Genomic DNA, 19,499 nt, shown 5'->3' on the forward strand with positions numbered 1-19,499 from the left:
CACGGAGGTCCGCCCCGGCCGAGGAGGCGAGATGCACCAGCTTCCGCACACCCGCGACGTGCTCGTCCTCAGCGGAGGCGCCTCGCGCGGCGCCGTCCAGGTCGGGATGATGCGGGCCCTCGTCGAGCGGGGCGTGCGCCCCGCGGCGTACGTCGGCACCTCCGTCGGCGCCCTCAACTCCGTCTTCCTCGCGGGGGCCGGCGCCGCGTCGCCCGGCGACCTCGCCGAGCGCGTGCAGCAGCTGGGCCGGCACTGGACGCGGATCCAGAGCCGCGACGTCTTCCCGGGCAGCCACTGGACCCGGATCGGCCATGTCGTGCGGCACCCGGCCTCGCTGTACTCCTCCGACGGCCTGCTGCGCCTGGTCCGCACCTGGGCCCCGTCGCACCGCCTCGAGGACCTCCCCGTCCCGGTGCGGGTGGTGACGACGCGGCTGGAGTCCAGCGACGCGGTCTACCACGACCGCGGCGACCTGCAGACCCTGCTGCTGGCCAGCACGGCGCTGCCCAGCATCTTCGATCCGGTCCGCCTCCTCGGCGAGGACGGACCCGAGACCCACGTGGACGGCGGCATCGCCGATCTCGTGCCGGTGGCCGGCGCTCCCTCGCTGGCCCCATCGCGGGTGTTCGTGCTCGACGCGAGCGTGCCCGCGCGGCTGCGGCGCGTCCGCACCCCCATCGACGTGCTGCTGGCGAGCCTGGCGGTCTCGATGCGGGTGCGGCCGACCGTGGCCATGCCGGGGGTCGACGTCGTGCACCTCACCGCCCCCGACCTCGGCGTGCGGATGCACGACTTCTCCCGCACCGCCGAGCACATCGCTCTCGGCTACCGCGCCGCCTGCGAGGCCCTCGGCCCGCTCGGCCAGGACCACACCGTCGCCGCCTGACCGTTCCCGCGATCGGTGACTCGGCGCTGGTTCGAGGGTGAGCCGTCGCTGGTTCGAGGGTGGGCCGTCGTCCCTGCCCTGAGGTGGGGTCAGTCAGCGAAGGGCGCGAGGAGCGTGCGGAGCAGCTCGGCGAGCCGGGCGCGGTCGCGCTCGGGGAGACCGGCGAGGAAATCCTGCTCGGCCTCGAGGAGCGCCTCGAAGGCGCTGTCGACGGCCGCCTTGCCCTCGGGCGTGAGTCGCACCAGGACGCCGCGCCGGTCCGCGGGGTCGGGGTTGCGCTCGACGTACCCCCGCGCGACGAGCCGGTCGACCCGGTTGGTCATGGTGCCGCTGGTCACGAGGGTCTCGCGCAGGAGCCGTCCGGGGGAGAGCTCGTACGGCGTGCCGGCGCGGCGCAGCGCCGCCAGCACGTCGAACTCCCACGACTCGATGCCCTGGGCCGTGAAGGCCGCGCGGCGGGCGAGGTCGAGGTGGCGCGAGAGCCGGCTGATCCGGCTGAAGACGGCGACGGGCCCCAGGTCGAGGTCGCTGCGCTCGCGCGCCCACGCCTCCACCAGCTCGTCGACCTCGTCCCGCATGCGTCCAGGGTACGGGACATCGAGATTCTCGATGTCGAGAGAGTCTGCCGGGTTCGGGTTTGTCGGCTCCCCGACAAACCCGGGAGCTCCACGGCAATACTTCGTCGTCGCACTTCCGGGTCTGTCGGGGCGCCGACGAACCTCCCGGCCGCCCGACCCGCCTACGCTGCCCCCGTGCCCCGCACCCAGCCCGAGACCCTGACCGTCGACCTGCCCTCCGGCCTGCACGTCTCGGCCCTCACCTGGGGCCCCGAGGACGGTCCGCTGGCGGTGCTGCTGCACGGCTTCCCGGACACCGCGCACACCTGGCGCCACCTCGGCCCGGTGCTGGCCGAGGACGGCTGGCGGGTGGTGGCGCCGTTCCTGCGCGGCTACGCGCCGACCGGGCTGGCCCCCGACGGCAGCTACCACGTGCCGGCGCTGGTCCACGACACGCTGGCCCTGCACGCGGCGCTCGGCGGCGACGGGCGCGCAGTCGTCGTCGGCCACGACTGGGGCGCACTGGTCGCCCACGGCACGGGCGCGGCCGAGCACACGCCGTACGCCGCCGCCGTGGCGATGGCCGTCCCGCCCGCCCCGGCGCTCTTCCCGCGCGGACTCGGCGACCTGCCGCTGCTGGCCCGCCAGTCGCTGCTGAGCTGGTACACCGTCTTCCACCAGCTGCCCCTGCTCCCGGAGCGGGTCTTCTCCGCGCACGTGGCTCGGCTGTGGCGTGCCTGGTCCCCGGGCTACGACCCCGGCGAGGACCTCGAGCACCTGGCCGCGGCACTGCCCGACCGCGCCCACCGCAAGGCCGCGATCGACTACTACCGGGCGGCGCCGCGTCGGGGTGCCCTGCCGTCGGCGTACGCCGACCTGGCCGACACCTGGCTCCAGCTGCCGCGGGTGCCGCTGCTCTACCTGCACGGTGCGCGCGACGGCTGCCTGGACTCCCGCTTCGCGGCCCGGCTGGTCGAGCTGCTGCCCGAGCTGCCGGCGCGCAGCCGGGTCGAGGTGGTCCCGAGTGCGGGGCACTTCCTTCAGCTCGAGCGGCCCGACCGGGTCGCCGCGCTGGTGCGCACCTTCCTCGCAGAAGTCTCTTGACGTCAAGATAAATGCGGGCGATGCTCGAGATGTCTTGACGTCAAGATATCTGGAGGAAGCCGTGCCGCTGGACGCACCGACCTGGGACCCCACCCGCTACCTCGCGTACGCCGACGAGCGGTCGCGGCCGTTCGGCGAGCTGCTCGCCCGGGTACCCGCCCCCGCCGACCGGGTCCGCACCGTGGTCGACCTCGGCTGCGGGCCCGGCCACCTGACGCCGCTGATCACCTCGCGCTGGCCCCGTGCCGCGGTCCACGGGCTCGACTCGAGCCCGCAGATGGTGGCGGCCGCGCGCGACCGCGGTGACGGTGCTGACGGGGCCACCTACGACGTGGCCGACCTGCGCGACTGGCTCGCCGGCGACGAGCGCGCCGACGTGCTCGTCACCAACGCGACGCTGCAGTGGGTGCCCGACCACCTCGCGCTGCTCCCCGCCCTCGTCGAGCACGTGACCCCGGGCGGCTGGCTCGCGATCGGGGTGCCGGCGAACTTCGACGAGCCCAGCCACGTGCTGCGCGAGCAGCTGGCCGCCGAGGAGCCGTACGCCGAGCACACCCGCGGTGTCGCCTCGCCGGCCGCGCCGGGGGCGCGCGCCTACCTCGAGGCGCTCGCCGCGCTCGGCTGCACGGTCGACGCCTGGGAGACGACCTACCTGCACGTCCTGGTCGGCGAGGACCCGGTCTTCACGTGGATCTCCGGCACGGGCGCGCGACCGACGCTCCAGGCGCTCCCCGAGGGCCTCCGCCCCGGGTTCGAGTCCGAGCTCAAGGCGCGGTTGCGGGCGGCGTACCCGCCCGGGCCGGCGGGGGTGGTGATGCCCTTCAGACGGGCGTTCGTGGTGGCCCAGGTCCCGGGCGCGGGTGCTGCCGCCGGGGGAGCGGCGTGATGCGGCTGCACCACATCCAGCTTGCCTGCCCGCCGGGTGGCGAGGACGCCGCCCGCCGCTTCTGGGTCGAGGGCCTCGGGCTGGCCGAGGTGCCCAAGCCGGCCCCGTTGGCCGGACGCGGCGGCGCCTGGTTCCGCTCGTACGACGGTGGGCTGGAGGTCCACGTGGGCGTCGAGGACCCGTTCACGCCCGCGCGCAAGGCCCACCCCGCCGTGCTGCTGGACGACGTGGCGGAGCTGGACCGGGTGGCGACCCGGCTCGAGGCGCTCGGCCACGAGGTCGACCCCTCCGAGCGCGACACCTTCCCCGGGCACGTGCGCTGGCACGTGCGCGACGGGCACGGCAACCGGGTCGAGCTGCTGGCACCCGGTCCGGTGACGTAACCCCCCGGGGTTTCCCGCGTTTGACACGTGTCGACCCGTTCGCCGCGCCCACCGGCGCGACGGCGGCACGGTCTTGGGGGGCCGAGGGGCGACGACCGCTTGCCGCGACGGCCCACAGGTCGTCTCCAGAAAGGGCCGACCCAACGATGGACGACCTCACCCGATCGAGCGACCCGTCACCCGTGGTGAACCGGGTCAAGCGCGCGCAGGGGCAGCTGGCCGGCGTGCTGCGGATGGTCGAGGAGGGCCGCCAGCTCGACGACGTCCTCAACCAGCTCAAGGCCGTGACCCGGGCGCTGGAGCGGGCCGGGTTCGCGATGATCACTGCTGACCTGCGACGCCAGGTCGCGAACGGCGAGGACATCACCGAGTCCGACCTCGACACCTACGAGCGGCACTTTCTCTCGCTCTCCTGAACCGCGGTGGCCCTGGCGCACGAAGGTTACCGGCGGGTAGCATCCGGCGCATGAGCCAGGTCCTCTCCCTGTGGCGCACCGCCAGCAGCCTCCCCGTCATCGGCAGCAGCATCGGCACGCGCGCCTTCAGCCTGGCCTTCGGCCAGAAGGCGCCGTACTTCAGCTCGATCCGCCCGCGCTTCACCGTGCTCGAGCCGGACCACGCCGAGCTGCTCATCCCCAAGCGCCGGGCGGTCCAGAACCACATCGGCACCGTCCACGCCATCGCCCTGTGCAACGGCCTGGAGGCCGCAATGGGCGCGCTCGCCGAGGTCACCATCCCGGCGGACCGGCGCTGGATCCCGAAGGGCATGGACGTGCGCTACACGGCCAAGGCGACCAGCGACATCACCTGCGTCGCCGAGACCGACCCCGAGCAGTGGACCGCCGAGCTCGGTGACGGCTACGACCTGCCCGTCCGCGTCCGCGGCACCCGCGACGACGGCACGGTCGTCATCGAAGGCACGATCAACCTCTGGGTCAGCCCGAAGGTGAAGCGGTAGGGCTCAGCCCGCCCCACCGGTGTTCTGCCCGCCGTCCATGTTGCCGGCGCGGGTGAGGTCGATCGGGTTGGTGTCCCCGACGTACTTGGCCTGGATCCAGGTCGCGACCACCGTCAGCACGGTGTTCATCGCGATGTAAAGCAGCGCGATCACCAGGATCGTGGGGACCTGGTTCTGGAACTGCTGGTAGATCGCCTCGCCGACCTGCGTCAGGCCAGGCGCGGCGACGGCGTAGCCGAGACTGGTGTCCTTGAGGGCCACGACGCACTGGCTGATGATCGCGGGGACCATGATCTTGATCGCCTGCGGCAGCTGGACGATCCACACGACCTGGCTCTTGCGCATGCCCAGGGCGTACGCCGCCTCCGGCTGTCCCTGGGGCACGGCGTTCATGCCCGCGCGGAAGATCTCGGCCAGCACCGCGCCGTTGTAGAGCGCCAGGGCGCCCACGACGGACCAGTACGCACCCGACTCCCCGCGCGTGATGCCCCAGGAGAAGAAGATCAGGATCATCAGGAGCAGCACCGGGACGGCCCGGAAGAACTCCACGACCACGAAGCTGACCCACCGCACCGGCCGGTGGTCCGACAGCTTGCCGAGACCGAGCGCCAAGCCGAGCCCGACGGCGCCCAGGACCGCGGCGCCCGCCATGGACAGCGTGGTCACGACGCCGTCGAGGAGCAGGGCGGAGAGGTAGCGCGGGGTCACGAACGGTTCCCACTTGTCGTACTCGAGCTGGTCCTCCACCCACAGCTTGTAGACCGCGAGAGCCAGCAGCGCGACGATCGCCAAGATCGAGACGACCGTGTACGCCCGGTGCCGCGCGATCGTGCGCGGTCCGGGGGCGTCGAACAGCACGGACCCGCTCATCGGGCCACCTTCCAGCGTCGCTCGATCGCGTAGGACAGTGCCGAGATCAGCTCGACCAGCACGACGAAGATGATGGCGAAGACGACGAAGATCATGACGGTCTGGGTGGTGTAGTCGTTGGTGAGGCTCCGCATGCGCGCGAAGGCCTCGAAGACACCGACCGCGCCGGCCACGGTGGTGTTCTTCAACAGCGCGATCTGGACACTGGTCAGTGGCGGCAGCGAGGCGCGGAAGGCCTGCGGGAGGATGACCTCGCGCATTGCGCCGCCGAAGGTGAGCCCGATGGCGCGGGCAGCCTCGGCCTGTCCCAGGGGGACGGCGTTGACGCCCGACCGCAACGCCTCGCAGACGAACGTCGAGGTGTAGACGGTCAGGCCCACGACGCACGCCGTGAAGATGTTGTTGAGGTTGAAGCCGGCGACCTGGACGTCGATGAAGTCGAAGCGCAGGCCCACCTTCGGCCCCGCGATGCGGAAGAAGAGCAGCACGACCAGCAGCGGCGTGTTGCGAATCAGCGTCACGTAGACGGCCACCGCGCGTCGCAGCACCGCTACCGGACCGACCCGCAACGCCGCGAGGACGGTGCCGACCAGCAGGGAGGCCAGGCCCGAGATCACGAAGAGCAGGCCGGTGTAGCCGAAGGCCTTGACCACCGCGTCGCTGTTCTCGAGGACCGCGTCCACTCAACCTCCCTGTCGTCGTTGTCGTCGTCGGCCGCCGTGCCGGGCCTGCTCGGAGCCGAGGGGCGGTGCGCCGACCTAGCGGGGTCGGCGCACCGCCTCTACCGGCGGGTCACTGCAGGATCAGGCCTGGCACTCGTCGAGGGCGGGGGGCTCCGGGGTCTCCACGTCCTCGCCTCCGAGGGTCGCCTCGAAGGCCGCCTCCCACGAACCGTCCTCGAAGGCCTCGGTGAGGGTCTCGTTGATCCACTCGCACATCTCGGGGTACTCCTGCGAGTAGCCCACGCCGATCCGCTCCTCGGAGAACTCCTCGCCCACGACCTTCAGCTCGCCGTCGTACTGCGCGGCGAGCCCGAGCAGGATCGCGCCGTCGGTCGACATCGCGCCGACGGTGCCGTTGACGACGTCCTCGGCGCACTGGCTGTAGGTGTCGGCCGGGACACCGATCGCACCGGCCGCCTCGACGTTGGAGAGGGAGGTGGAGCCGCTCACCGAGCAGACCTCCTCGCCCTCGAGGTCCTCGATCGACTCGACGTCGGAGTCGGCGGGGACCAGCACCTGCTGGCCCGTCAGGAAGTAGGGACCGGCCTGGCCGACGACCTGGCGGCGCTCGTCGGTGATGGAGTACGTCGCGAGGACCAGGTCGACGCGACCCTGCTGGAGGTAGGGCTCGCGGTTGTCGGAGATGGTCTCCTCCCACACCACGTCCTCGGGTGCGATGCCGAGGTCGGCGGCGAGGATCTTGGCGATCTCGACGTCGAAACCGGTGGGGATGTCCGACGAGGCGTCCTTGAACCCGAGCCCGGGCTGGTCGTACTTCACGCCGATCGTGATCTCGCCGGCCTCGGCGAGCTCGCGCATCCGCGTGCCCTCCTCGAACTCCTCGGCTGCGTTCTCGGCGACGTCGACCTCAGGGCTGTCGCCGGCCTCAGTACCGGCGTCACCGCAGGCGGCCAGCGACCCGGCCAGGACGAGGGCAGCCGCGGCGGCCCCGAGCTTGTTCAATCGCATCCTTCTCTTCTCCTTCTTCCGAGTCGACAGGTGTCGAGGTGGGGGACTGCGTGGGAGTGGACGGGCGGGCTGGCGTGGCGCGGTTGCCGCGTCAGTGCTTGAGGATCTTGCCGAGGAAGTCCTGGGCGCGCTCCGAGCGCGGGTTGGTGAAGAACTCCTCGGGAGTGTTCTCCTCGACGATGGCGCCGTCTGTCATGAAGACGACCCGGTCGGCGGCGGTGCGCGCGAAGCCCATCTCGTGGGTCACCACGACCATGGTCATGCCCTGCTGGGCGAGGTCGACCATGACGTCGAGGACCTCCTTGATCATCTCGGGGTCCAGCGCGGAGGTGGGCTCGTCGAAGAGCATGACCTTCGGGTTCATCGCCAGCGCGCGGGCGATCGCGACCCGCTGCTGCTGGCCGCCCGAGAGCTGGGCGGGGTACTTCTGGGCCTGGTGGGCGATGCCGACGCGGTCGAGCAGCTCGAGGGCGCGCTTCTCCGCGTCGGCCTTCTTCTGCTTGCGCACCTTGATCGGCCCGAGGGTGACGTTCTCGAGGATGGTCTTGTGCGCGAAGAGGTTGAAGCTCTGGAAGACCATGCCGACCTCGGCGCGCAGCTTCGCGAGCTCCTTGCCCTCCGCGGGCAGCGGCTCGCCGTCGAGGGTGATCGAGCCCTTGTCGATCGTCTCGAGCCGGTTGATCGTGCGGCACAGCGTGGACTTGCCCGAGCCCGACGGCCCGATGACCACGACGACCTCGCCGCGGGCGATGGAAAGGTTGATGTCCTGGAGGACGTGCAGGTCGCCGAACCACTTGTCGACGTGGTCGAGCACCACCAGGGGGGCGCCGGCGGCCGCGTTGACCCCCGAGTCGATCTGCGTCATGGACCAGCACCCTAGCCACACCGGAGTGACCCGTGCCACGGCTCGGGTCCGCGCAGCGGGTTCCGATCAGGTCACGATCCCGTCGCCGGCCCGGTGTCGGCCCCTCGGGCGGCCGCCGGCCGCGCGGGCCGGTCGCCGAGGAACACCGGGTTGGTCATCGCGACCATCGCCAGCCCCGGCACGCCTTGCAGCGGGTTCAGCACCGGGGCGCCGTCGAGGCGGCGTACCTCGGCGCGGACGAAGGACGCGAGCCCGGCGGGCACGCTGACGACGACCTCCGCGGCGCCCTCGGCGTCGGTGACCGCGCCGCCGAGCACGGTCAGCGGACCGCGCAGCTGGGCCAGGCAACCGGGCGCCCCGCCGACGGTGAGGCGTACGTCGACGAGGTCCGTGGCCGCGGCGCCCAGCGCCTCCCCGCAGGTGGCCGTGCGGTCCGCGAGCGAGGCGGTGAGGTCGAGGTCGACGGCACTGGACTCGGCGATCCATGCGTGCCCGGCGCGCAGCCCGCGCACGATCGCGGGCGTCGAGAGGGTGCCGGCACGCACGACGGTCTGGGGGAGGCCCACGACCTGGTCCTCGGTGTGGGAGTCGCTGTTGCCCATGACCGGCACGTAGGTGCCGGCGACGAGCAGCGTGTGCCAGGCCTCGACGGCGACCTGGTCGTCGAGGGTCCAGGGGCCGTTCCACATCTCGACGAGGTCCATGGCGGCGTACGTCGGGTCGAAGCCCCACGTCGACCCCGGCTCGGGCGCGAACGGGTGCGCGGTGACCGCGAGGCCGCCGACCCCGCGGACCCGCTCGGTGAAGGTGGCGAGTGCGTCGTCGTCGGGCCGGAACCGCCAGTCGACCCAGGTGCCGGCGGGCAGGCCCAGGGCGAGCCAGTGGCCGGCGCGGGTCGTGACCTCCTCGCCGTTGACGACGAGGAGGTCGTCCGGGGCGTGCCGCCCCCAGGTCAGCTGGGCGGAGGAGGTGTTGTGCTCGGTCGAGCCGATGAAGTCCAGGCCCGCTTCGCGGGCGAGCGCGGCGAGCGAGGCCTGCGTGTGCCGCCCGTCGGAGTGGACGGTGTGCAGGTGGCAGTCGCCGCGGTACCACCCCGGGCCCGTGCCGGGGACCCGTCGCGGTGCGGGCTGGGGTCGGAACCGGCGGCGCTCGCGGCCGAAGTGCAGCGTCACGCGCACCTCGTAGTCCACCCCCGGCGGCACGACCGCGAAGGGTCCCAGCGCGACGTGCCAGGTGCCCGGCGTGATCGGCCCGGCCAGGTAGCCCGGCGTCGCCCGCGCAGCGCTGATCCGGAAGGAGTCGCGCGCGCCACCGGACCAGCCGCGGAAGCCGGCCGCGTCACCCAGGTCGGACCCGCTCGGGTCGAAGATCCCGATGTCGATGACGTTGGCGCTGAAGCCGAGGCCGGTGTCGGTCTTCTCGTAGGCGTAGGACACCTCGATCTCGCGCACGCCGCGCGGCACCTCGACCGGCAGGTAGTGCCAGTCCGGCGTGTTGACGCCGCTGAAGGAGCCGGTGAAGGTCTGCGTGCGGCTCTCGCCCGCGGCGGCGGGCTCGAAGCGGGCCACGGCCGCGGTCGTGACCAGGCCCGACGTGCCGGCGAGCAGCGTGCGTCGGGTCGCCCGGGAGTGGTGCGCACAGGTGCACATGCCCGGTCCAACGAGGGACGGCACGATTCGGGACGGCCCGGGCCCCCGCCGTACGCTTGACGACTGTCATGCGCACCTACGAGGTCCGCACCTACGGGTGCCAGATGAACGTCCACGACTCCGAGCGGCTCAGCGGACTGCTCGAGGACGCGGGCTACGCGCGTGCCGCCACCGGCGAGCGGCCCGACGTGGTCGTCTTCAACACCTGCGCGGTGCGCGAGAACGCCGACAACAAGCTCTACGGCAACCTCGGCCACCTCGCGCCCGTCAAGGCCGAGCACCCCGGGATGCAGATCGCCGTCGGCGGCTGCCTGGCGCAGAAGGACCGCGACACGATCACCCGCAAGGCGCCGTACGTCGACGTCGTCTTCGGCACCCACAACATCGGCTCCCTGCCGGTGCTGCTGGAGCGCGCGCGGGTGCAGCAGGAGGCCCAGGTCGAGATCCTGGAGAGCCTCGACGTCTTCCCCTCGACGCTGCCCACCAAGAGGGAGAGCGCGTACGCCGCCTGGGTGTCTGTGTCGGTGGGTTGCAACAACACCTGCACCTTCTGCATCGTCCCGGCGCTGCGCGGCAAGGAGAAGGACCGGCGACCCGGCGACATCCTGGCCGAGGTCGAGGCCCTCGTGGCCGAGGGCGTCTCGGAGGTCACCCTGCTCGGGCAGAACGTCAACGCCTACGGCGTGGAGTTCGGCGACCGGCAGGCCTTCTCCAAGCTGCTGCGCGCGTGCGGCGAGATCGAGGGCCTCGAGCGGGTGCGCTTCACCAGCCCGCACCCGGCGGAGTTCACCGACGACGTCATCGACGCGATGGCCGAGACCCCCAACGTCATGCCCAGCCTGCACATGCCGCTGCAGTCCGGCTCGGACCGGCTGCTGAGGGAGATGCGCCGCTCCTACCGCTCGGCGAAGTACCTCGGCATCCTCGAGCGGGTGCGCGAGCGGATCCCGCACGCCGCCATCACCACCGACATCATCGTCGGCTTCCCCGGCGAGACCGAGGAGGACTTCCTCGAGACGATGCGGGTCGTGCGGGAGTCGCGCTTCGCCAGCGCCTTCACCTTCCAGTACTCCAAGCGCCCCGGCACCCCCGCCGCCGACCTGCCCGACCAGGTACCCGCCGACGTGGTCAAGGATCGGTACGGCCGGCTCGTCGACCTCGTCAACGAGATCGCCTGGGAGGAGAACAAGGCGGTCGTCGGGCGCACCGTCGAGCTCATGGTCGCCGAGGGCGAGGGCCGCAAGGACTCCGAGACCCAGCGGCTCTCCGGGAGGGCCCCGGACAACCGGCTCGTGCACTTCGCGGCGCCCGAGGAGCCGGTGCGGCCGGGCGACATGGTCACGGTCGAGGTCACGTACGCCGCGCCCCACCACCTCGTCGCCGACCGGGTGCTGTCGGTGCGTCGTACCCGCTCGGGGGACGCCTGGGAGGCCCGGGCGGCCGCGCCCGCGTCTGCGGGTGTGGGACTCGGCATGCCGACCGTCGGCGTGCCCGCGCCGCTCCCCGACGCCCCCGCCTGCCGCTAGGGCATCTCTTTACCTATAGTCCGGCGGGTGCCTGCCGACCAGCCCACGATCCTGGCCACCTCCGGTGGCGCCGTCGCCGCCGATCGCATCCGATGGGGCGTCGGACCTCTGACCGACCTGGCCGTCGACCTCTCCGGGGTCTCCGGCCGGGCGCCGAAGGTGTGCTTCCTGGGCACCGCCTGCGGTGACTCGCCCGCCCTCGTGCGCGACTTCTACGACGCCGCCCAGGCCCGCGGCTTCCACGGCAGCCACCTCCAGCTGTTCACGATGCCCAACGTCGAGGACATCACCGCCCACCTGCTCGAGCAGGACGTCGTGTGGGTGTGGGGCGGCTCGGTCGCGGGACTGCTGGCGATGTGGCGGCTGCACGGTGTCGACGAGGCGATGCGCACGGCGTGGGAGGCCGGGGTCGTGCTGACGGGTGTCTCGGCCGGGTCGATCTGCTGGCACGTCGGCGGCACCACCGACTCCTTCGGCCCCGAGCTGCGGCCCATCACCAACGGCCTGGGGCTGCTGCCGTGGAGCAACGGCGTGCACTACGACTCCGAGGAGCAGCGCCGCCCGCTCTTCCAGTCCCTCGTCGCCGACGGCACGCTGCCGACCGGCTACGCCACCGACGACGGCGCCGGGCTGCTCTACCGCGGCACCGAGATGGTGCAGGCCTACGCCGAGCGCGACGGAGCCGGCGCCTACCTCGTCGAGCGCGACGACGTCCGGGCCGTCGAGACCGAGCTGGACGTCACCCGCCTCTGACGCTCGGCCGCAGCCCGCCGGTCCGACGGCTCGCGCTTGCGCCGTCGCAACGGCCCCGGTCGACGCGGCCCACCGGCCACGCTGCAGTCGAGGTGCGGGTCGAGGTGCGGGTCGAGGCCCACGGACGCGGAGGAACGCGTCCTCAGGCCTCGACCCAGGCCTCGGGTCACACCTCGACCCACACCTCGACCCAGGCCTCGAGTCACACCTCGACCCGGGCCTCGGCAGCAACGCCCGGGGTCAGCGGCCGGTGTCGTAGGGCTGGTCCTCCGAGCGCGGGTCGAGCCGGGGGTAGCCGGCCTTCGGTGGCAGGCCGTCCGGGTTCTCCTCGACCCCGCCGGCGGACTGCTCGGGAGGTACGTCGCCGGCCGGCTCGGTGGGACCGGTGTAGCGGACCCCGTCGGTGCCGTGCTGGCCCGGCCCGGTCGGCCCCTCGCGCTCGCTGCTGACGCCCATGCCACCCGCGAGCTCGTCGTTGCTGTTGCGCACGTCGTCGGGCTCGCGGCCGGTCGCGGGGTCGACGGTTCCGCGCTGGTCGTCGCCGGCAGGCTCGGGGGACGGGTGGGTGCGGCTCATGCGGGTGACTCCTGGGGGTGGTTGCCGTCGCCGGCGTCCTCCTCGTTGCGCGTGGCCTTGGTGCTGGTGTCCTCGCCCTCGCGGGTCTCCGCGGGCGCACCCTCGGTGGCGGGGTTGGCGTCGGCGGAGACGTCCGGCACGAGCGGCTCGGTGATCCGGTCCAGGACGGCGTCGACGCCGCCCGCGTGCAGCTGTGGGGCCTCGGCCTCGGGCTCCGGCATGGGGCCGAGGTCGTCCTCGGCCCCGGCCGCCTCAGGCTGGGTCGTGCTCTCTGGTGTGCTCACGGGTGGCTCCCTTCCCGCCGGCCCCTCCGCCGGCGAACCCGAAGGTCGAGTAGGCACCGATGGTTCCCGCTCGCAGCCCGTCCAGAACCACCCGCTCGTGCGGCACGACCGGACCCGGGAGGGAGTCGAGCTCGTCGAGCGCCACCCACCGCAGCCCACCCGACTTGGTCGGCTCGGTCACCCGGGGCTCCCCGGTCCAGGTGCGGCTGGTGAAGAAGAAGTCGACCCGCTCGTCGATCGGCAGGTCGTTCGCCGTGCGCTGCATCGTGGTGAGGTGCTCCAGCTCGAGCCCGCCCACGCCGAGCTCCTCGCGGGCCTCGCGGTGCGCGGCGTCGTACGCCGTCTCGCCGCGCTCCACGTGTCCGGCCGCGCCGGAGGCCCAGTGCCCGTCCATGAAGGCGACGCCCTTGCGCAGCTGGAGCAGCACCTCGGTGCCGCTCGCCCCCTCGCGCAGGAGCAGGACGTAGGAGGCGGGCACGACGACGAAGCGACCCTCGTGCGGGTCGCCGGTGTGCGGGTCGGTCACTGGCTGGGCTCGTCCTCGGTGGTGCCCGCGTTGTGCTCCTGCTCGGCCTTCTCCCCGGCGCCGGGCTCGGAGCCGTCGGGCAGCTCGCCCTCGTGCTCGCCCGGGGGCGTGCCCTCGGTGGGGAGCGTGGGCTCCTCGCGCTCCTCCGGGATCGGTGCGGTCACGGTGTGTCGTCCGTACGGGGGTAGGTCCGCGGCGGGTTCTCGGGCGGCAGGTCGTCCTTCTTCCCGTCGAGCTTCTCCAGGCCGGACTTCGCGGCGGTCACACCCTTGGCGATCTTGTCGCTGTGCTTGCCCTTGGTGCGCTTGTCCGCCTCGGACGCGGCCTTGTCGAGCCCCTTGGCGATCTTGTCGCCGTGCTTGTCGACGGCCTCGGTCAGCTGCTTCTTCGCCTTGTCCAGAAAGCTCATCGGACCTCCTCGCAGGTGCGGACTGGGACGTTGCCACACTAACCGGGTGAGCCTCCCCCCTCCGGTCGTCGCGGTCGTGGGTGCGACCGCCGCCGGCAAGAGCGGGCTCTCCCTCGACCTGGCCGAGGCCTTGGGCGGCGAGGTCGTCAACACCGACGCCATGCAGCTCTACCGCGGCATGGACATCGGTACGGCGAAGCTGCCCGTCGCCGAGCGGCGCGGGATCCCGCACCACCTCCTCGACGTCCTGGAGGTGACCGAGCCGGCGTCGGTGGCGGAGTTCCAGGGGCAGGCGCGGGCGGTCATCGCGGAGGTCCGCGGCCGCGGCCGCACGCCTGTGCTCGTGGGCGGGTCGGCGCTCTACACGCGTGCGGTCCTGGACGAGTTCGCCTTCCCCGGCACCGACCCCGAGGTCCGCGCGCGGCTCGAGGCGGAGCTGGCCGACGTGGGCAGCGCCGTGCTGCACCACCGCCTGGCCGAGGTCGACCCGGAGGCTGCGGCGAACATCCTGGTCGAGAACGGGCGTCGGGTCGTCCGGGCGCTCGAGGTCGTCGAGATCACCGGGCGACCCTTCAGTGCGACGCTCCCGACGCTGACCTACGTCGACCCGCGCAGCGTGCAGGTCGGGGTCGACATCGACCGCCCGACCCTGGACGCCCGGATCGAGCAGCGGGTCTCCGAGATGTTCGAGACGGGACTCGTGGCCGAGGTCGAGGCGCTGCTCGGGCACGGCCTCGCCGAGGGGCGCACCGCCTCCCGGGCCATCGGCTACCCCGAGGTCATGGCGCACCTGGCCGGCGAGTTGTCCCTGGACGAGGCCCGCGAGCGGACCGTCATCGCGACCCGTCGCTTCGCCCGGCGCCAGGACGCGTGGTTCCGCAAGGACCCGCGGATCACCTGGGTCCGCTTCGACGACCCCGACCGCCTCGCGCGGGCGCTGTCGGCGGTCGCTGCTGTCATGGACGCGTGACCCGGACGCTCTTCTACACCGCCACCACCCTCGACGGCTTCCTCGCCGACGACCACGACTCGCTGGACTGGCTCTTCGTCCAGGAGCAGGAGGAGGGCGGGGCACTGGACTACGCGGACTTCATCGCCGGTGTCGGGGCGGTCTGCATGGGCGCGACGACCTACGAGTGGCTGGCGCGCCACCTCGCCGAGGGCGGCTCCGGCGAGCCGGGTGGTGAGTCCGGCGATGGCGGCTGGCCCTACTCCGTGCCCTGCTGGGTCTTCACCCACCGCGACCTGACCCGGGCCGAGGGGGCCGACCTGCGCTTCGTCCAGGGCGACGTGGAGCCGGTCTGGCAGCAGATGGCCGCGGCGGCCGGCGATCGCGACGTGTGGGTCGTGGGTGGCGGCGGCCTCGCTGCCGCGTTCGCCGAGGCGGGGCGGCTCGACCGGCTGCTGCTCTCGATCGCCCCGGTGACATTGGGGTCGGGCCGGCCGCTCTTCCCGCGCCCGTTCGACCTGCGGTTGGTGGAGACCGGTCGCAACGGGGCGTTCCTCTGCGCGACGTACGACGTCGTCGGGCCGCGGCCCGCGCCCGACCGCGTCGGGTGACCAGCGGGCGTGATGCCCGCGACAGCGGGCTCGGACGGTGCGCCCGGCGTCGTACCGTGTGCGGGTGAGCGCACCCCCCGCCGTCGAGTGGCCGACCATCGACTCAGTCGAGGAGCTGGTCGACCTGCTCGGCGAGCCGAACCAGCGCGCGCGGGACAAGGGCCGTGACCGGCTGCTGGAGGTCGACCGGGCGTGGCTGGCGGCCTCGCCGTACTGCGTCATAGCCACCGCGGACGAGCACGGTCGCTGCGACGCCTCGCCCAAGGGCGACCCGTCCGGGCAGCTGGTCCACGTGGTCGACGACGTGACGATCGCGCTGGCCGAGCGGCCGGGCAACCGACGAGCCGACGGGTACCGCAACATCCTGGCCAACCCCCACGTCGGCCTGCACTTCCTCATCCCCGGCCGCGGCGACACGCTGCGGGTCAACGGGCGCGCCCGGCTGGTGCGGGACGCGCCGTTCTTCGACGAGATGGTCGTGCGGGGTGGGCGGCCGCTGCTGGCGGTGGTCGTCGACGTCGAGGAGGTGTTCTTCCACTGCTCGAAGGCGTTCCTGCGCTCGGGGCTGTGGGACCCCGAGACCTGGGACCCGACCGGGGTCGTGCCGCGCCGCGCGGTGATCGCCTCGACGGTCGAGGGCGCGGGCACCGTCGAGGAGCTCGACCGGTACTACGGACCGTCCTACGCCGACGGTCTCTACTGAGGGGCACTGCTGATGACCTACCCCTTCCTCAAGGGCCACGGCACCGAGAACGACTTCGTCCTGCTGCCCGACCACGACGGCTCTGTCCACGGGTCCCTGTCCGCCGAGGAGTGGTCGGCTCGGGTGCGTGCGCTGTGCGACCGGCGCGCCGGGATCGGCGGCGACGGGGTGCTGCGGGTGGTGCGCGACGGCGCCCTGTGGTTCATGGACTACTGGAACGCCGACGGCTCGGTCTCGGAGATGTGCGGCAACGGCATCCGGGTCTTCGCACGACACCTGCTCGAGGAGGGCCTGGTCGCCGCCGACCAGCCGCTGCCCGTGCAGACCCGCGACGGGGTCAAGACGATCACCTTCGACGCCTCGGGGCAGATCACGGTCGACATGGGGGAGCCGCGGCTGCTCGGTGAGACCTCGGTGTCGATCGGTGCCTCGTCCTGGGCGGCCACGCACGTCGACATGGGCAACCCGCACGCGGTGGCGTTCGTGGAGTCCCTCGACCCTGCGGGTCCGGTGGGCACGCTCGCGACCAGCCCGGTCTTCGACGAGACGGTCTACCCGCACGGGGTCAACGTCGAGCTGGTCGTCCCGGTCGGCCCGGGCCACGTCGCGATGCGCGTCCACGAGCGCGGCTCGGGGGAGACCCGCTCCTGCGGCACCGGCGCCTGCGCCGTGGCGGTCGCTGCCGCCGTACGCGACGGGGCGGGGGCGGCCGGGGACGGCCGCGGCTCGACCTACACCGTGGACCTGCCCGGCGGGACGCTCGTCATCGAGTGGACCGAGGCCGGCCGGGTGCTCATGGCCGGGCCGGCGGTCATCGTCGCCCGGGGTGAGACAGCCCTTTAGGTGGTCACCGCTGTGAGTTTCAGCGGCGCCCCGCTGAACCTGACGGCGCCCCGATGCACCTGCGTGGGGGCGGCGTGAGTTTCAGCGGCGCCCCGCTGAAGCTGACAGCGCCCCGCTGAACCTCCGTGACCCAGGCCAGAGGCTCACCCCCCGTCCGACGCCCGACCACCCGGTGACGCGTGTCACCCCGGGCGCTAGGTTCCGGACCATGGACATCACCGGATCCACCGCCATCGTCACCGGCGGCGCCTCGGGCATCGGCGCGGCCGCGGTCCGCCAGCTCGCCGCCAAGGGTGCCACCGTCGTCATCGCCGACCTCCAGGCCGACAAGGGCGAGGCCCTGGCCGAGGAGGTGAAGGGCGTCTTCGCGCAGGTCGACGTCACCAACACCGACCAGGTCAAGGCCGCCGTCGACGCCGCCGTGGCCATCGCGCCGCTCCGCGCGGTCGTCAACTCCGCCGGCATCGGCTGGGCCCAGCGCACCATCGGCCGCGACGGGGAGTACAACTCCGCGCACGACCTCGAGGCCTACAAGAAGGTCATCGCGATCAACCTGATCGGCACCTTCGACATGGTCCGCCTCGCCGCGACCGCCATGAGCCGCAACGAGCCCGACGAGGACGGCTGCCGAGGAGCGATCGCCAACCTGACCTCCGTGGCGGCCTTCGACGGCCAGATCGGCCAGGCGGCGTACTCCTCCTCCAAGGGCGGCGTCGTCGGCATGACCCTGCCGGTGGCGCGCGACCTCTCGGCCGCCGGCATCCGCCTCAACACCATCGCCCCCGGTCTGATCGACACCCCGATCTACGGCGAGGGCGAGGCGTCGGAGGCGTTCAAGGCCAACCTCGGCCAGAACGTGCTGTTCCCCAAGCGCCTGGGCCGGCCCGAGGAGCTGGCGAGCATGGTCGTGGAGACCATCACCAACTCCTACATGAACGCCGAGGTCATCCGCGTCGACGGCGGCATCCGGATGCCTCCCAAGTGAGCTGACCCGCAGCACCCGACCGTGCCCCCCACTGCGCTCGCACCAGCGCGCTGGGGGGCACGGTCGCGTCTAGGCTCGGCACCGTGAGCGACGACGAGGACTTCTTCGAGCCGAGCAGCTGGGACGAGCGCTACTCCTCCGAGCAGAAGATGTGGAGCGGCAACGCCAACCCGCAGCTGGTCGCGGAGGCGGGTCGCCTGGAGCCGGGTACGGCGCTGGACCTCGGCTGCGGGGAGGGTGGCGACGTCATCTGGCTGGCCCGCCAGGGCTGGACCCCCACCGGAGCCGACTTCTCGGCCAAGGGCCTGGAGCGGGCGGCCGCCCACGCCGCCGAGGCCGGGGTCGCCGAGCGCTGCGACTGGTGGCAGGTCGACGCCCGCACCTTCGAGGCGGGCGGGCGCACCTTCGACCTGGTCACGACCCACTTCCTGCACCCGCCCGAGGGCAGCATCACCGACGTCGTCCGTCGCCTCGCGCCCGCCGTCGCACCCGGCGGCCACCTGCTCGTGGTCGGTCACGCGCCGTCGGCGACCTTCCACCACCACGACGGGAAGCGGCTGCGCGCCATGTGGCACAGCGCCGACCTCGTCCCGGTGCTGGAGGAGCTCGGGGGCTTCGAGGTGCTCGTCGCCGAGGAGCGACCCCGCACCGTCACGCGCGACGGGCGTGAGATGGAGATCGAGGACGCCACGCTCCTGGCCCGCCGCACCGCGTAGCACCCGGCACCCGGGAGGGCGGGGGTCGTCTCCCGCGACCCGGGCACCATGGTCGCGTGGACCTCGCACCCCGACTGATCGACACCGCGACCCCGCGCGCCCCCGAGGCAGTGGCGCTGGTGCTGCACGGCGGAGCCGACCGCCCCGACATGCCCGGGGTCAGCCCCACCCAGCTCTCGGTGCTGCGGATGGTCCCGACCGCCAAGGCCCTCGCCCGCGCCGGTGGCCGCCGCCTCGCGGTGCTGCGGCTGCTCAACACCCGCCGCGGCTGGGACACCCACACCACTCCCGTCGACGACGTGCGGTGGGCGCTGGGCCAGGTGCAGGAGCGGTACGGCGACCTGCCGGTCGGCCTGGTGGGGCACTCCCTCGGCGGCCGGGCCGCGCTGCTGGCGGGTGCGCTGGACCCGGTGCGGTCGGTGGTGGCGCTGAACCCCTGGGTGTACCCCGACGACGGGGTGCCGCTGCCGGGTCGCCGCGTCCTGGTCGTGCACGGCACCGCGGACCGGATCGCGCCGATCGGGCGGGCCGAGCGGGTGGTCGAGCGACTGCGGCGCGCCGGCACCGACATCGCGCTCGAGCGGGTCGAGGGCGGCAAGCACGCGATGCTGCGCCAGGCCCGTGCCTTCGACGGGCGGGCTGCGGCCTTCACGGCCGAGACGCTGCTCCAGCGGGCCGGCCGGCGCTGAGCCGGGCGCCTCCCGCGAGGCGGGCGGGGACGTCATACGTCGCGCAGGGATGGACGTCCCGTCCGCATGACGTCCGTGGG

General features: G+C 72.9%; 26 protein-coding genes. 15 read left to right on the plus strand and 11 right to left on the minus strand.

Annotated features, from left to right (window positions below; translation table 11 throughout):
* Positions 1-31 precede the first annotated feature (31 nt).
* Positions 32-886, plus strand: a complete 855-nt coding sequence (locus ACYVID_RS13085) for a patatin-like phospholipase family protein (protein ID WP_460737702.1) — start codon at positions 32-34, stop codon at positions 884-886.
* Positions 887-975: 89 nt separating this feature from the next.
* Here the strand turns inward: ACYVID_RS13085 and ACYVID_RS13090 are convergent, their stop codons facing one another.
* Positions 976-1,464, minus strand: coding sequence for a MarR family winged helix-turn-helix transcriptional regulator (locus ACYVID_RS13090; protein ID WP_460737704.1), 489 nt, complete (start codon positions 1,462-1,464; stop codon positions 976-978).
* Between the two features lie 174 nt (positions 1,465-1,638).
* Between ACYVID_RS13090 and ACYVID_RS13095 the strand changes: the two genes are divergently transcribed.
* The 5 genes from ACYVID_RS13095 (at position 1,639) to ACYVID_RS13115 (ending at position 4,774) form a co-directional block, all read left to right on the plus strand.
* Positions 1,639-2,547 carry an alpha/beta fold hydrolase gene (locus ACYVID_RS13095; RefSeq protein ID WP_460737706.1) on the plus strand — a complete coding sequence of 303 codons (909 nt, stop codon included), beginning with the start codon at positions 1,639-1,641 and terminating at the stop codon, positions 2,545-2,547.
* Between the two features lie 61 nt (positions 2,548-2,608).
* A complete protein-coding gene (locus tag ACYVID_RS13100) occupies positions 2,609-3,433 on the plus strand; it encodes a methyltransferase domain-containing protein (protein ID WP_460737708.1) in 825 nt (274 codons plus the stop codon).
* A complete protein-coding gene (locus ACYVID_RS13105; protein ID WP_460737710.1) occupies positions 3,433-3,816 on the plus strand; it encodes a VOC family protein in 384 nt (127 codons plus the stop codon). Before ACYVID_RS13100 ends, ACYVID_RS13105 begins: the two co-directional genes overlap by 1 nt.
* A 182-nt stretch (positions 3,817-3,998) precedes the next feature.
* Positions 3,999-4,232: a metal-sensitive transcriptional regulator gene (locus tag ACYVID_RS13110; RefSeq protein ID WP_460737712.1), complete on the plus strand. Its 234-nt coding sequence runs from the start codon at positions 3,999-4,001 to the stop codon at positions 4,230-4,232.
* Positions 4,233-4,282: 50 nt separating this feature from the next.
* On the plus strand, positions 4,283-4,774 hold the full coding sequence (locus ACYVID_RS13115) for a hotdog fold domain-containing protein (RefSeq protein ID WP_460737714.1): 492 nt from the start codon (positions 4,283-4,285) through the stop codon (positions 4,772-4,774).
* 3 nt (positions 4,775-4,777) lie between these two features.
* Here ACYVID_RS13115 and ACYVID_RS13120 read toward each other — a convergent pair whose 3' ends face one another.
* From ACYVID_RS13120 to ACYVID_RS13140, 5 genes are all read right to left on the minus strand, one after another.
* The gene (locus ACYVID_RS13120) at positions 4,778-5,644 is read right to left on the minus strand and encodes an amino acid ABC transporter permease (protein ID WP_460737716.1); all 867 of its coding nucleotides are present in this window, start codon (positions 5,642-5,644) and stop codon (positions 4,778-4,780) included.
* Positions 5,641-6,327 (minus strand): amino acid ABC transporter permease, encoded by a 687-nt coding sequence (locus ACYVID_RS13125; protein WP_460737718.1) that lies wholly within the window; start codon positions 6,325-6,327, stop codon positions 5,641-5,643. The genes ACYVID_RS13120 and ACYVID_RS13125 overlap by 4 nt, the downstream gene beginning before the upstream one ends.
* A 120-nt stretch (positions 6,328-6,447) precedes the next feature.
* Positions 6,448-7,335: a glutamate ABC transporter substrate-binding protein gene (locus ACYVID_RS13130; RefSeq protein ID WP_460737720.1), complete on the minus strand. Its 888-nt coding sequence runs from the start codon at positions 7,333-7,335 to the stop codon at positions 6,448-6,450.
* Positions 7,336-7,426: 91 nt separating this feature from the next.
* Positions 7,427-8,200: an amino acid ABC transporter ATP-binding protein gene (locus tag ACYVID_RS13135; RefSeq protein ID WP_460737722.1), complete on the minus strand. Its 774-nt coding sequence runs from the start codon at positions 8,198-8,200 to the stop codon at positions 7,427-7,429.
* A 71-nt stretch (positions 8,201-8,271) separates the two neighbouring features.
* On the minus strand, positions 8,272-9,849 hold the full coding sequence (locus ACYVID_RS13140) for a CehA/McbA family metallohydrolase (protein ID WP_460737724.1): 1,578 nt from the start codon (positions 9,847-9,849) through the stop codon (positions 8,272-8,274).
* Positions 9,850-9,917: 68 nt separating this feature from the next.
* Here ACYVID_RS13140 and miaB point away from each other — a divergent pair, with 68 nt between their 5' ends.
* Together miaB and ACYVID_RS13150 are read left to right on the plus strand one after the other, a co-directional pair.
* On the plus strand, positions 9,918-11,375 hold the full coding sequence (gene miaB / locus ACYVID_RS13145; protein ID WP_460737726.1) for a tRNA (N6-isopentenyl adenosine(37)-C2)-methylthiotransferase MiaB: 1,458 nt from the start codon (positions 9,918-9,920) through the stop codon (positions 11,373-11,375).
* Between the two features lie 27 nt (positions 11,376-11,402).
* Positions 11,403-12,128 (plus strand): Type 1 glutamine amidotransferase-like domain-containing protein, encoded by a 726-nt coding sequence (locus ACYVID_RS13150; protein WP_460737728.1) that lies wholly within the window; start codon positions 11,403-11,405, stop codon positions 12,126-12,128.
* A gap of 240 nt (positions 12,129-12,368) precedes the next feature.
* Here ACYVID_RS13150 and ACYVID_RS13155 read toward each other — a convergent pair whose 3' ends face one another.
* The 5 genes from ACYVID_RS13155 to ACYVID_RS13175 are packed head-to-tail and all read right to left on the minus strand — an operon-like array spanning position 12,369 to position 13,923.
* Positions 12,369-12,704 (minus strand): hypothetical protein, encoded by a 336-nt coding sequence (locus ACYVID_RS13155; protein WP_460737730.1) that lies wholly within the window; start codon positions 12,702-12,704, stop codon positions 12,369-12,371.
* Positions 12,701-12,988 carry a hypothetical protein gene (locus tag ACYVID_RS13160; RefSeq protein WP_460737732.1) on the minus strand — a complete coding sequence of 96 codons (288 nt, stop codon included), beginning with the start codon at positions 12,986-12,988 and terminating at the stop codon, positions 12,701-12,703. Before ACYVID_RS13160 ends, ACYVID_RS13155 begins: the two co-directional genes overlap by 4 nt.
* Complete coding sequence (locus tag ACYVID_RS13165; RefSeq protein WP_460737734.1) at positions 12,957-13,514, minus strand: NUDIX domain-containing protein; 558 nt, start codon at positions 13,512-13,514, stop codon at positions 12,957-12,959. The genes ACYVID_RS13160 and ACYVID_RS13165 overlap by 32 nt, the downstream gene beginning before the upstream one ends.
* A complete protein-coding gene (locus ACYVID_RS13170) occupies positions 13,511-13,678 on the minus strand; it encodes a hypothetical protein (protein ID WP_460737736.1) in 168 nt (55 codons plus the stop codon). Before ACYVID_RS13170 ends, ACYVID_RS13165 begins: the two co-directional genes overlap by 4 nt.
* Complete coding sequence (locus ACYVID_RS13175; protein WP_460737738.1) at positions 13,675-13,923, minus strand: antitoxin; 249 nt, start codon at positions 13,921-13,923, stop codon at positions 13,675-13,677. Before ACYVID_RS13175 ends, ACYVID_RS13170 begins: the two co-directional genes overlap by 4 nt.
* Positions 13,924-13,969: 46 nt before the next feature.
* On the opposite strand from ACYVID_RS13175, the gene miaA reads away from it, so the two are divergent.
* The 7 genes from miaA to ACYVID_RS13210 all read left to right on the plus strand — a co-directional run bounded on the left by miaA (position 13,970) and on the right by ACYVID_RS13210 (position 19,419).
* A complete protein-coding gene (gene miaA, locus ACYVID_RS13180) occupies positions 13,970-14,893 on the plus strand; it encodes a tRNA (adenosine(37)-N6)-dimethylallyltransferase MiaA (RefSeq protein ID WP_460737740.1) in 924 nt (307 codons plus the stop codon).
* Positions 14,890-15,483, plus strand: a complete 594-nt coding sequence (locus ACYVID_RS13185) for a dihydrofolate reductase family protein (protein WP_460737741.1) — start codon at positions 14,890-14,892, stop codon at positions 15,481-15,483. Before miaA ends, ACYVID_RS13185 begins: the two co-directional genes overlap by 4 nt.
* Positions 15,484-15,547: 64 nt before the next feature.
* Positions 15,548-16,186: an MSMEG_1061 family FMN-dependent PPOX-type flavoprotein gene (locus tag ACYVID_RS13190; RefSeq protein WP_460737743.1), complete on the plus strand. Its 639-nt coding sequence runs from the start codon at positions 15,548-15,550 to the stop codon at positions 16,184-16,186.
* 12 nt (positions 16,187-16,198) lie between these two features.
* On the plus strand, positions 16,199-17,029 hold the full coding sequence (gene dapF, locus ACYVID_RS13195; protein WP_460737745.1) for a diaminopimelate epimerase: 831 nt from the start codon (positions 16,199-16,201) through the stop codon (positions 17,027-17,029).
* Positions 17,030-17,237: 208 nt separating this feature from the next.
* Positions 17,238-18,014, plus strand: a complete 777-nt coding sequence (locus ACYVID_RS13200) for an SDR family NAD(P)-dependent oxidoreductase (RefSeq protein ID WP_460737747.1) — start codon at positions 17,238-17,240, stop codon at positions 18,012-18,014.
* 83 nt (positions 18,015-18,097) lie between these two features.
* A complete protein-coding gene (locus ACYVID_RS13205) occupies positions 18,098-18,730 on the plus strand; it encodes a class I SAM-dependent methyltransferase (protein WP_460737749.1) in 633 nt (210 codons plus the stop codon).
* Between the two features lie 56 nt (positions 18,731-18,786).
* The gene (locus ACYVID_RS13210; RefSeq protein WP_460737751.1) at positions 18,787-19,419 is read left to right on the plus strand and encodes an alpha/beta hydrolase; all 633 of its coding nucleotides are present in this window, start codon (positions 18,787-18,789) and stop codon (positions 19,417-19,419) included.
* Positions 19,420-19,499: the final 80 nt, after the last annotated feature.

It is taken from the genome of Nocardioides ginkgobilobae, from assembly GCF_054781275.1.